The sequence below is a fragment of the Spongiactinospora rosea genome, from assembly GCF_003315795.1.
Taxonomy (GTDB): Bacteria; Actinomycetota; Actinomycetes; order Streptosporangiales; family Streptosporangiaceae; genus Spongiactinospora; species Spongiactinospora rosea.
In genome coordinates this window covers 347,084-358,472 of the sequence record NZ_QMEY01000002.1, presented here as the reverse complement: position 1 = coordinate 358,472, position 11,389 = coordinate 347,084, and the positions used below count along the sequence as shown (strand labels likewise).

Sequence of the window (11,389 nt, the reverse complement as noted above, 5' to 3'; positions counted from 1 at the left end):
GGGGCCTTTCAGGGGCGTTTTAGGGGGCTTCGCCGCGCGAAGCCCGTGCAAAGGTAAGCCAGGCACATGAAATGTTGTAGGGGAGACCGTTTATGTCAGATCAACGCGTTCCCGTGCTCATCGTCGGGGCCGGTCTGTCCGGCTTGTCGACGGCGACGTTCCTGGGGCTGCACGGCGTGCCGGCCTTGGTGGTGGAGCGGCACCCGACCACTTCCCAGCACCCGAAGGCGTACGGCCAGTACCCGCACGTCATGGAGGCGCTGCGGCTCGCCGGGCTGGAGCGGCGCTACCTTGAGGCGTCGGTGCTCCAGGACGTGCGCATCATGATCGGCGTCTCCATGGCGGGCCCGATCTTCCACACGATCGACGAGGCCCTGTGGCCGGACCTGAGCGCGCTCACCACCGCGGCGTGGGGCGGCGCGGGCCAGGACAGGTCCGAGCCGATCCTCGCCGACCGGGCCCGTGAGCTGGGCGCGACGATCCGGTTCAGCACCGAGGTGGTCTCCTTCGAGCAGGACGACGAGGGCGTCACCGTGGTCCTCCGTGACATCCCCACCGGGGAGCGGAGCACGGTACGCGCGGACTACCTGGTCGCGGCGGACGGCCACCGCGGCGGCATCCGCGGGCGGCTCGGCATCGGCGGCCACGGCCGTGGCCTGCTGCACCGGCTGATGGACGTCCACTTCGAGGCCGACGTGCCCGCCGACCTGCCCGCGTCCGGGCATGTGCTGATGCACCTGCAGAACCCGGAGCTGCCCGGCGGGTACGGCGACCTGGGCAACCCGGAGCAGCTCAACCGGTACCTGTTCGGCGTCCGGCTGGACGAGCGGACCCAGGCCGAGGACCTGACCGAGGAGCGCTGGCTGGAGCTGATCAGGATCGCCGTCGGCGTCCCCGACCTGCCGGTGAAGCTGACCCGCAGGGGCGAGGAGCCGGTCGAGATCCGGCACTGGATCGCCGACCGGATCAGGGACGGCCGGGTGTTCCTGGTCGGCGACGCCGTGCGCATCGTGCCGCCGAACGGCGGCTTCGGCGGCAACACCGCCGTCATGGACGGCTTCTACCTGGCGTGGAAGCTCGCCATGGTGGTCAACGGCCAGGCCGGGCCGGGGCTGCTGGACAGCTACGAGCCCGAGCGCTACCCCTACGCCGAGACCATCGCGGCGCACGGCCTGGCCGCGTTCCTCCGCGCCGAGGGCCAGGAGCTGGGCGAGGACGCCATGCAGGCCGACCCCGACCCGGTCTCCCAGCTGTACTTCGGCTACCGCCACATCAGCGACGCCATCGTCCGCGAGGCCGATGACGACGGCGCGCCCATGGAGAACCCGGAGCGGCCCACGGGTCGTCCCGGCTCACGCGCCCCGCACGTCCCGCTCGTCAAGGACGGCGCCGACATCTCCTCCATCGAGCTGCTGGGCAGGTCGTTCGTGCTGCTCACCGGCGCGGAGGGGGAGCCGTGGGCCGCCGCCGCGGCGCAGGCCGCGGCCGAGCTGGGCATCGAGCTGGCGGTCCACCGGATCGGCGGCGACGGTGGCCTGACCGATCCGGCGAACACGTGGGCGACGACCTACGGCGTCACCGAGTCAGGCGCGACGCTGGTCAGACCGGACTTCTACGTTGCCTGGCGCTCGCGCGACGCGAGCGGGACCACCGAACTGACCGGCGCCCTGCGCGCTGTTCTCGACCGCTGACCTCCGCGCCGGGAGCGGCCGCGTCTTGATGCCCACCGGCGGCGGCCCTCCCGGCTGGAACAGCATGGGAAGGTCACTGCGCCCGTTGACGCCGAGCTTGCGGTAGATCCGGGTCAGATGCTGCTCGACCGTGCTGACCGTGATGAACAGCTTCCCGGCGATCTCCCGGTTGGTGTGCCCGGCCGCGGCCAGGGAGGCGACCCGCTGCTCGGCGTCGCTGAGCGCGCGGGCGCTCCTGCCGATCTCGTCCGTGGCCGGCGCGTCCGGGTCCGTGCCGAACGGGATCGACCGGCGCAGCCGTTCGGCGTGGCAGCCGCTGGCGACGCTGTCGGCCATGTTCCCGGTCAGCCGGGCCCTGGCCGCGTCGCCGAGCCGGTCGAAGGCGTGCGTCAGGTCGGTCAGGGCGTAGGCGAGTTCCAGCCGGTCGCCGGAGTCCTGGAGCAGCTTGACGGCCTCCGACAGCAGTTCGGGCCGGTCGGCGGGTTCGCTGGTCGCGGCCATCACGCGCAGCGTGTTGCCGCGCACCCGCGGCGACTCCCCGCCGGGCAGTCCCACCTGCTCCTGGATCAGCTTGCGCGCCCGCTCCGGCTCGCCGATCTTGAGGTACGCCTCCGCGGCTCCCGACCGCCACGGCACCAGCGCCGGGGTGTCCAGGCCCCATTCCCGCATCAGCCGCCCGCACAGCAGGAAGTCCCGCAGGGCGACGTGGACGTGGTTGGTGGCCAGGTAGTAGCGGGCGCGGGCGTACAGGTAGTGCAGGCCGTACCGGGTCTGGAAGATGGCCTCGGGCACCCGCTGGCGCAGGTGCCGCATGGTCACCTCGTGCTTGCCCATCTCGGTCGTGGCGTGCAGCAACGGCGTGACCAGCACACCGATCCACACCCCCCACGCGCGCGGCGGCAGGATGCGCAGCGCCTTGTCGGCGTACTCCTCCGCCTTGGCCAGGTCGCCCTGGCGCAGCGCGATCTCGGCCTGGAAGGCGGTGATCAGCGCCCGCCAGGTGGGGGAGCGGCGCCGGGTGGCCATCTCGTACAGGTGGTCGGCCCACGGCATGGCCAGGTCGGTGCGGTCGGCGTAGATGAGCGTGAACAGGGCGGACTCCACCGTGTCCACGTCGGTGCCGTCCAGGTGCGAGGAGCGCAGGACCTCCTCGGCGCGGCGCAGCACCTCCTCCTTCGGGCCCTCCTTGAGCACCGTGGTCAGGGCGGTGGCCGCCTGCATGTGCAGGCTGGCCGAAGCCGGTGCGGTGCCGGCCACCGGCACGGAGGCCAGCCGTACGTGCGTGAGCATCGCCGGGTACGACGACCGCAGCCACTGCTGGGTGATCTCCAGTTCGGCCGCGTCGTCCTCGTCCAGTTCCTCGGCGGAGGCGGTCAGCCGCTTGAGCGCGTCCGCGGCTTCGTCCACGTTGCCGTGCCACAGCAGGTACCGGACCAGCTTGTGCATGTTGCGCGGCTCGGCGTTGTCCTCCTGGGCCGCGGTGGCGAGCGAGCTGACCAGCCGGGCGGCGGTCGACGGGTTGAGCAGCCACTCGGCTCTGGCCAGCTGTTCGGTGAGCAGCGTGTCATCAGAGTTCTGGGCGGCCAGCCGCAGGCACTGCACGGCCAGTTCGAGCTGGTCGCTCAGCATGGCCTGCTCGCCCGCCTCGCGTAGCGCGTCCGCCGCCCACCCCGGCCGGGCGTAGCCGGCCTCCACGAGGTGGGGGGCGATGGCCGTGGCGGCGACGCCCTCCCCGTAGAGCAGGTGCGCGGCGCGTACGTGCAGGTCGTTGCGCTCCTGCGGGTACAGCTCGTTGAGCACCGCGACCCTGGCCACCTCGTGGCGGAAACTGGGGCCGCCCGGCGCGGCGTCCGCCAGGCCGGTCGTCACCAGCGCCTCCACGGCCCGATCGACCAGGTTGGCGTCCATGTCGAGCAGCGTGGCGATCCGCTCGGCGGTGGCGTTGCCGGCGAGGATCGCGATGGCCCGCGCGACCTTGCGCACGGAGGGGTCGTTGCGGTGCAGCAGCGCCACCACCGCGCGCGAGAAGTTGTCCCCGACCACCGGTTCCGTCGGCTCGACGCCGATCGCGAGCGCCGCCCGGCAGTCCGCGATCAGGGCGTTGACCAGGATGAAGCTGCCCCCGCTCAGTTCGTGACAGCGTACGCCGAGGTGGTCGCCGGCCCTTTCCCCGAGGGCTTGGACCACCATGTCGGCGACCGTCTCCGGAGAGAGCGGGCCCAGTGTGAACCGCCGTGCGTAGGAGTGCCACGGCAGGTCGATGTCGAGCAGCGAGTTGACGCCCGGCTGCTCGGTCGCGGTGAAGACCACCATGATTCCGGCCGTCCGCAACCGTCGTACCAGGTAGAAAAGGAGCTGGATGGACGGCGCGTCGGCGTGGTCGAGGTTGTCGACGATGATCAGTAGCGGTCGCCGCTGGGCGACCCGCAGCAGCGGCAGCCAGAAGCCGTGCGCGATGCGCAGCCACCCGTCGGCCGACGGCGGCTGCTCCAGCATCTGGGCGGTGGCGGCCATCTGGGCCGCCGCCGCCATCTCATCCTGAATCCGGGCCGACTCGACCGAATCGGTGTTGACCAGAGTCAGGTTGTGGTAAATCTGTCCTGCCACGCTGAGCGGCAGGGACTTCTCTGACAATGAGCAGACCGCGCTCAGGCAAGTGACATCGAGCGCCGCGGCGTGCTCCATGAGAGCGTCCGTCAGCGCAGTCTTTCCACAGGCCGCCGGTCCCGTGATCACGGCGATGCGGCCCTGTCCCCCATTGATGCACTCCCCGAGCAGCTCTGCTAGTGCGGTTAAGACGTGTTGCCGGTCCCTGGGCAGCACTGATACCCCTAGTTGTCTGTTACAGCACAACGCTTGGCCAAGGTTGATGTTTCCCCGTTTGACAGATTGATGAAATGTTAAGGTCGCGAAGCATAGGGCTGCGCGTCTGATATGGCCCCGTTCGGAGAAACCCCCCTTCCGCTGCAGGCTATTTGACGGCAGAAAAGGCCGCAAGGCCCACTGTGCGGGTCCCCTCAATCAGGGGTCCCCTATCACTTTCTGTCAATATCCCGTCACGTTCGGTGGTCGAATCACCTATGCCCGCACGCCGAAGGCCCGTCCCCGGCGGGTGCCGGCGGACGGGCCGTCGCGGTAGGGGTCAGTCCACGGTGTGATCCAACTGTAGGCCGCGCGCGGCCGAGAGCGCCTGCCAAAGGCGAGCCGGAGTCGCAAACGTCTGCACGGTCAGCAGCTCGTCGCGGAAGCGTGCTTCGTACACATGTTCAAGCGATGTCAGCAGTTCGACGATGCCGAGCGAGTCAAGACCGAGGTCGCGCAGCTCGGCATCGGCCGAAAGCGCCTCGTCGGGCGCGAGAAAGGGCAGGTAAGGGCGCAGGATTCCTTCAAACCGCGCATCCCATGCAGGCAGCATGTGAGTGATCCTCGGGTCGGCCGGTATTCCTCCCAAAATAATCTCGCAGCGCCTCGGGAAATAACCCCAGACCGCACCCCAGAAAAAACGGGCCCGGGGTATGGGGTCACTAGGGGCTTCGTCGCGGAAGGGATGGGCCTAGCCTTTTCGTGAGGGATTCTCTATTTGCAGAATGCGAGTAAACCCGATGACCGAGGCACGCTTCATCCACTCGCTGCTCGACGAGGCCGCGGCGGCCGGACCGGCGAGCACCGCGGTCCGCGACGCGTCAGGGGCGTGGAGCTACGCGCGGTTGCGGGAGCTGAGCCACGCCGCGGCCGTCTGGCTCCAGACCCACGGCGTACGGCCGGGCGACCGCGTTCTCGTCCAGTTGCCGAGTGAGCGCGAGGCCGTCGCCCTGCTGTACGGGACCTCCCGCGCCGGAGGCGTCCACGTACCGATCAACCCGGCGATGAAGGCGTTCCACCTCGGCCCGGTCATCGAGAACGCCGAACCCCGGCTGATCATCGCCGCCGACGCCAGGGCAGAGGAGCTGTCCAGGCTCGGCGACGTCCCCGTCCACCCGATCGGGCGGGTCTGGGCCGAGGTCGAGGCGCTGGCCGCCCAGGCCGCCCGCGCCGAGCCGCCGCCCGGCCTGGACCCTGGGGCCATCGCCGTGCTCATCTACACCTCGGGCAGCACGGCCGCGCCGAAGGCCGTGGTGTGCCCGCACGCGCAGGTGCTGTTCGCCACCGAGGCGATCACGAGCGAGCTGGGCTACCGCGCCGACGACGTGGTGTTCTGCCGGTTCCCGCTGTCGTGGGACTACGGCCTCTACAAGGTGCTGATGACCTGCGCGTCCCGCTCGCAGATCGTGCTCGCCGACGGCGAGTCGGACCTGCTGCTGCTCAAGCTGATGCGCGAGTGCGGCGCGACCGTCGTACCGATCGTGCCGTCGCTGGCCGCCATGATCATCACGCTGTTGGGGCGGGAGGAGGAACCGCCGCCGCCGGTCCGGCTGTTCACCAACACCGGGGCCGCGCTGCCGCAGTCCACGATCGACGCGCTGCGCGCCGCGTTCCCCGGCGTGCGGGTGGTCCGGCAGTTCGGGCAGACCGAGTGCAAACGCATCTCGATCATGCCGCCCGAGGAGGACCGGGAACGCCCCCGCGCGGTCGGCCGCCCGCTGCCCGGCACCCGGGTGCTCATCCTCGGCGACGCGGGCGAGCCGGTGCCCACCGGCGAGGTCGGCGAGATCGTCGCCACCGGCCCGCACGTCATGCCCGGCTACTGGCGCAACCCGGAGATGACCGCCCGCTCCTTCCGCGCCGACCCGGCCACCGGCGAACCGCGCCTGCACACCGGCGACTACGGCTGGCTGGACGACGACGGCTACCTCTACTTCGAGGGCCGCCGCGACGACATGTTCAAACGCAAGGGGATCAGGATGAGCACGGTCGAGATCGAGGCCGCCGCGATGGACCTGCCCGGCGTACGCGCCGCCGCCGCGCTGCCACCGAACGGCGGCCGCGACCTCGCGCTGTGCGTGGAGACCGACCTCGCCCCGCACACCGTACTGCGCGAACTGGCCCGTCGGCTGGAACCGGCCAAGGTGCCCGCCACCTGCCACACCTTCGAGCAACTGCCGCTGTCGCTGCACGGCAAGAACGCCAGGGCCGAGCTCGCCGCGCTGATCGACGGCGGTGCCCGATGATCGAGCGCGCCGAGCTGGCCGAAGAGTACGGCACCCCGCTCTACGTCTATGACCTCGACCGGATCGCCGCCGCCCGGCGCGACCTGCGCGCCGCGCTGCCCGGCCAGGTCGCGATCTACTACGCCGTCAAGGCCAACCCGCACCCCGACGTGCTGCGCGCCATGCGCGAGGGCGACGGGCCGCCGTGCCGTACCGAGATCAGCTCCACCGGCGAGCTGGCCGCGGTGCTCGACGCCGGGTTCTCCGGCGGCGACTGCCTCTACACCGGCCCCGGCAAGACCACGGCCGAACTGCGCGAGGCCATCGGCCTGGGGGTGCGCACGTTCTCCGTGGAGTCCGCCGGCGACCTGCGCCGGATCGGCGCGGTGGCGGCGCAGCACGGCGTGGTGGCGAACTGCCTGCTGCGCGTCAACAGCGCCTCCGCCGCGGCCACCACCAGCATCAGGATGACCGGCACCCCGTCCCAGTTCGGCTTCGACGCCGAGACCCTGGCCGCTGAGCTTCCCGAGCTGCGCGACGTCCCCGGGGTCCGCCTCGCGGGGGCGCACTTCTTCCCGCTGAGCAACGCCCGCGACGAGGAGAGCCTGATCGCGGAGTTCCGGCACACCATCGCGGGCGCGGCGCGGCTGCGCGAGGAGACCGGCCTGCCGATCGAGCTGCTGGACATCGGCGGCGGCTTCGGCGCCCCGTACGCGAACCCCGGGGAGCGGCCCGCCTACCCCAAGCTGCGTGACGAGCTGGAACGCGCGCTCGACGTCCACATGCCGCACTGGAGGGACGGCTCGCCGGAGATCGCGGTGGAGTCGGGGCGGCACCTGGTGGCCGACTGCGGCGAGCTGATCTGCCAGGTCGTCAACGTCAAGCGGAGCAGGGGCCGGACGTTCGTCATCGTGGACGCGGGCATCAACGCCTTCGGCGGCATGTCCGGCCTGGGCCGCCTGCTGCCGCCGTCGGTGGGACTCTCCCACCCCGGCGGGCCCTCCGCCGGGACCGCCACGATCGTCGGGCCGCTGTGCACGCCCGGCGACGTGATCGGCCGGGAGGTCGAGATGCCGCCGGTCGAGCCCGGCGACATCATCGCGATCCCCAACACCGGCGCGTACGGCGTCACCTCCAGCCTGCTCATGTTCCTGGGGCGGCCCGCGCCGGTGGAGGTGGCGGTACGCGGCGGCGCGGTGGTGTCGGCGTCCCGGCTCGGCCACCACCGTGTCCGGCAGGGGGGCGGATGAGCATCGAACCGGCGGGCCGCGCACGCCCGCCGGACGGTTCCACGCGTACGGCGATCGTCACCACCTTCGCCTCCGACGCGCACACCTGGAACCTGGTCTTCCTGCAGTTGCTGCTGGAGGAGGCGGGCTTCGAGGTGACCAACCTGGGGCCGTGCGTACCGGATGAGGAACTGATCGAGCAGTGCCTGCGCCGCCGCCCCGACCTGCTGGTCACCAGCAGCGTCAACGGCCACGGCTACCAGGACGGGATCCGCCTGATCAAGAAGCTCCGGACCGTCGCCGAGCTGGAGGAGCTGCCCGTGGTGATCGGCGGCAAGCTCGGCATCAACGGCGCGAGCTACGTGGAAGAACTCGTGACCGCCGGATTCGACATGGTCTTCGAGGACGGCACCGCGGCCTTCCACAAGCTGTTGAAGACAGGAGATGCGATGAAGAGAGTCGCGCCCGGCGAACGCGTGCCCACCACGGTGGACGAACTGCCGCGCGAGGGCATGCGTGAGCGGGTCACCGAACTGGAACTGGTACGCGAGAGCGTCCACCGCGGCCCCGACCCCGCCGCCACCGAACGGCAGCACGCCAAGGGCAAGCTGACCGTCAGGGAACGCCTGGACATCCTGCTCGACCCCGGCACGTTCATGGAGGTCGAGGCGCTGCGCAGGCACCAGGCCACCGGCTTCGGCCTGGAACGCCGCCGCCCGCACACCGACGGGGTCGTCGCCGGCTGGGGCCGCGTCCACGGGCGCGAGGTGATGGTGTACGCCCACGACTTCCGCATCTTCGGCGGCGCGCTCGGCGCGGCCCACGCCGAGAAGATCCACAAGGTGATGGACCTCGCCGCCGCCGCCAAGGTCCCGCTGATCAGCCTCAACGACGGCGCGGGCGCGCGCATCCAGGAGGGCGTCACCGCACTGGCCGGGTACGGCGGCATCTTCCAGCGCAATGTGCGCATGTCGGGTGTCATCCCGCAGATCAGCGTCATGCTCGGCCCGTGCGCGGGCGGCGCGGCCTACTCGCCCGCGCTCACCGACTTCGTCTTCATGGTGAACGGCACCTCCCAGATGTTCGTCACCGGCCCGGACGTCGTACGGGCCGTCACCGGCGAGGACATCACCCACGACGCGCTGGGCGGCGCGGAGGTGCACGGCACCCGCACCGGGGTCGCCGGGTTCGTCTACGACGACGAACGGACCTGCCTGAACGACGTCCGCTACCTGCTGTCCCTGCTACCGGCCAGCAACCAGGAACTACCGCCGTCCGTCCCGGCCGCCGACCCGCCGGACCGGCGCAACGACGTACTGCTCGACCTGGTGCCCACGGACCCGGCCCAGAGCTACGACATGGCCGAGGTCATCGCCGAGATCGTGGACGACGGGGAGTTCTTCGAGTTCCACGAGGGCTGGGCGCCCAACCTCATCTGCGGCCTGGCCCGCTTCGACGGCCACGTGACCGGCATCGTCGCCAACCAGCCCCGGCACCTGGCGGGCGTGCTCGACATCAAGGCGTCGGAGAAGGGCGCCCGCTTCATCCAGATGTGCGATGCGTTCAACATCCCCCTCGTCAGCCTGGTCGACGTCCCGGGCTTCCTGCCGGGCACCGACCAGGAGCACGGCGGCATCATCCGGCACGGGGCCAAGCTGCTGTACGCGTACTGTGCGGCGAGCGTCCCGCGCATCCAGGTCATCGTCCGCAAGGCGTACGGCGGGGCGTACATCGTGATGGACTCCCGCTCGATCGGCGCCGACCTGTCGTACGCCTGGCCCACCAACGAGATCGCCGTGATGGGCGCGGAGGGCGCGGCCAACGTCATCTTCCGCAAGGACATCGCCGCCGCCCCCGACCCGGACCGCCAGCGGGCCATCCGCGTCGAGGAATACCAACGCACCTTCATGCACCCGTACTACGCCGCCGAACGCGGCCTCGTCGACGACGTCATCGACCCCACCACCACCCGCCCCACCCTCACCCGAGCCCTCTCCCTCCTCCGCGCCAAACACATCCCGGCCCCATACCGCAAACACGGCAACCCCCCCGCATGAGTGGGGAACCGGAGATCCGGATCGTGGCCGGGGACCCCACGCCTGAGGAGATCTGTGCCCTGATCTGCGCACTCACCCTCAACGCCGCCACCCCACCACCACCCGCACAAGCAGGGGAAATCCCGCCCACCCCACCCTCTGCACGACCGCCCGCCGTACCGGCCAGAGGACGGCCACCCGCCTGGGTCACGACGCCCCCGTCCCCTTGGCCGCCACCCCACACCCCACCGGTCCCGCCTGTTCCCGGCCGCTGAGGGTCGGGCGGTAAATACGTTGCGTAGTCGCCGGCGCGCTGGCTAGCGTGGTGGGCATGGCACACCTGCAGATCTACACGCGGATCCGCCACAGCCGGGCTCTGGCTCGTCAGCGGACGCGATGACCTGACGGCGTCCGCGCGCGCCCAGGGCCCTTTGAGACACATTCGTGCTCAAGGACCCGAAAGGGCAGTGCTGTGGCGCAGAACTACGCGCACGGAAACTATTCACACACCCAGAAGAACGCCAGGAACCGTGGTGGCGGCCGCTCGTCCGTGGATCGGGCGCGGCGTACGTTCTCACAGAATTTCCTGGTCGATCGGCATGCCGTCGAGCTGATGGTCAAGGCCGCCGCGCCCGAAGGGCTGGTCTTGGAACCGGGGCCGGGCGAGGGCGTGCTGACCTTCGCGCTGGCCGAGGCGGGCGCGCGGGTGGTCGGTCATGAGATCGACCCGAGGCTGGCCGGGCGGCTGGCCTCGCGCACGCGTACCGATCCCCGGATCGAGGTGGTCAGGGGCGACTTCACGGCGGCGCGGTCGCCGCGCGAGCCGTTCGCGGTCGTGGGGAACATCCCGTACGGGGTGACCTCCAAGATCGTGGACTGGTGCCTGCGGGCGCCGGAGCTGACGTCGGCGACGCTGCTGACGCAGCTGGAGTACGCGCGCAAGCGCACCGGCGACTACGGCCGGTGGAGCCTGGTCACGGTGGAGTCGTGGCCGTGGTTCGACTGGAAGCTCGGCGACACGGTGGGCCGGGAGAGCTTTCGCCCGGTGCCCGCCGTCGATTCGGCGATCCTGCGCATCGAGCGCAGGCCCGAGCCGCTGGTGGGCGACCGCCGTTCCTATCAGGAACTCGTCGAGCTGGGCTTCGGCGGGGTGGGCGGCTCGGTACGCGCGTCGCTGAAACGCCGCTACTCCGGCGTGGACGCGGCACTCGAAGCGGCCGGAGTGGCCCGCGACACCGTCGTGGGCCACGTCCACCCCGGCCAATGGATCACCTTGTGGCGGCGCCTGTGCCGCTGACCGCCCCGGCGGCTCGCCCCAGCGAGCCGCCGGGCCCCGGCACCGAGCC

General features: G+C 70.9%; 7 protein-coding genes and 1 pseudogene. 6 read left to right on the top strand and 2 right to left on the bottom strand.

Features of this window, described 5'->3' with window-relative positions; genetic code table 11:
• The first annotated feature begins 92 nt into the window (after positions 1 to 92).
• Entirely contained in the window at positions 93 to 1,691 is a 1,599-nt protein-coding gene (locus DP939_RS07090) for an FAD-dependent monooxygenase (protein WP_113979790.1), read from the top strand.
• Here DP939_RS07090 and DP939_RS07085 read toward each other — a convergent pair.
• Both DP939_RS07085 and DP939_RS07080 read right to left on the bottom strand, forming a co-directional pair.
• Complete coding sequence (locus DP939_RS07085) at positions 1,584 to 4,514, bottom strand: helix-turn-helix transcriptional regulator (RefSeq protein ID WP_158578492.1); 2,931 nt, start codon at positions 4,512 to 4,514, stop codon at positions 1,584 to 1,586. The genes DP939_RS07090 and DP939_RS07085 overlap by 108 nt on opposite strands.
• Before the next feature lie 319 nt (positions 4,515 to 4,833).
• Entirely contained in the window at positions 4,834 to 5,106 is a 273-nt protein-coding gene (locus DP939_RS07080; protein ID WP_113979788.1) for a phosphopantetheine-binding protein, read from the bottom strand.
• Positions 5,107 to 5,293: 187 nt separating this feature from the next.
• Here DP939_RS07080 and DP939_RS07075 point away from each other — a divergent pair, with 187 nt between their 5' ends.
• The 5 genes and pseudogenes from DP939_RS07075 to erm all read left to right on the top strand — a co-directional run bounded on the left by DP939_RS07075 (position 5,294) and on the right by erm (position 11,340).
• Complete coding sequence (locus DP939_RS07075) at positions 5,294 to 6,799, top strand: AMP-binding protein (RefSeq protein ID WP_113979787.1); 1,506 nt, start codon at positions 5,294 to 5,296, stop codon at positions 6,797 to 6,799.
• Positions 6,796 to 8,028: a type III PLP-dependent enzyme domain-containing protein gene (locus DP939_RS07070; protein WP_113979786.1), complete on the top strand. Its 1,233-nt coding sequence runs from the start codon at positions 6,796 to 6,798 to the stop codon at positions 8,026 to 8,028. Before DP939_RS07075 ends, DP939_RS07070 begins: the two co-directional genes overlap by 4 nt.
• Positions 8,025 to 8,426, top strand: a pseudogene (locus DP939_RS47635) (cobalamin B12-binding domain-containing protein); the annotation flags it as partial. The gene DP939_RS07070 and the pseudogene DP939_RS47635, both read left to right, overlap by 4 nt.
• A gap of 93 nt (positions 8,427 to 8,519) precedes the next feature.
• Positions 8,520 to 10,064, top strand: a complete 1,545-nt coding sequence (locus tag DP939_RS07065; RefSeq protein ID WP_225878113.1) for an acyl-CoA carboxylase subunit beta — start codon at positions 8,520 to 8,522, stop codon at positions 10,062 to 10,064.
• Between the two features lie 529 nt (positions 10,065 to 10,593).
• Positions 10,594 to 11,340: an ErmE/ErmH/ErmO/ErmR family 23S rRNA (adenine(2058)-N(6))-methyltransferase gene (gene erm / locus DP939_RS07060; protein ID WP_404828578.1), complete on the top strand. Its 747-nt coding sequence runs from the start codon at positions 10,594 to 10,596 to the stop codon at positions 11,338 to 11,340.
• The last annotated feature ends 49 nt before the right edge of the window (positions 11,341 to 11,389 follow it).

Coding starts and splice junctions, on each gene's coding strand:
- DP939_RS07090 (WP_113979790.1), top strand. CDS start 93: ATGTCAGATCAACGCGTTCCCGTGCTCATCGTCGGGGCCGGTCTGTCC.
- DP939_RS07080 (WP_113979788.1), bottom strand. CDS start 5,106: ATGCTGCCTGCATGGGATGCGCGGTTTGAAGGAATCCTGCGCCCTTAC.
- DP939_RS07075 (WP_113979787.1), top strand. CDS start 5,294: ATGACCGAGGCACGCTTCATCCACTCGCTGCTCGACGAGGCCGCGGCG.
- DP939_RS07070 (WP_113979786.1), top strand. CDS start 6,796: ATGATCGAGCGCGCCGAGCTGGCCGAAGAGTACGGCACCCCGCTCTAC.
- DP939_RS07065 (WP_225878113.1), top strand. CDS start 8,520: ATGCGTGAGCGGGTCACCGAACTGGAACTGGTACGCGAGAGCGTCCAC.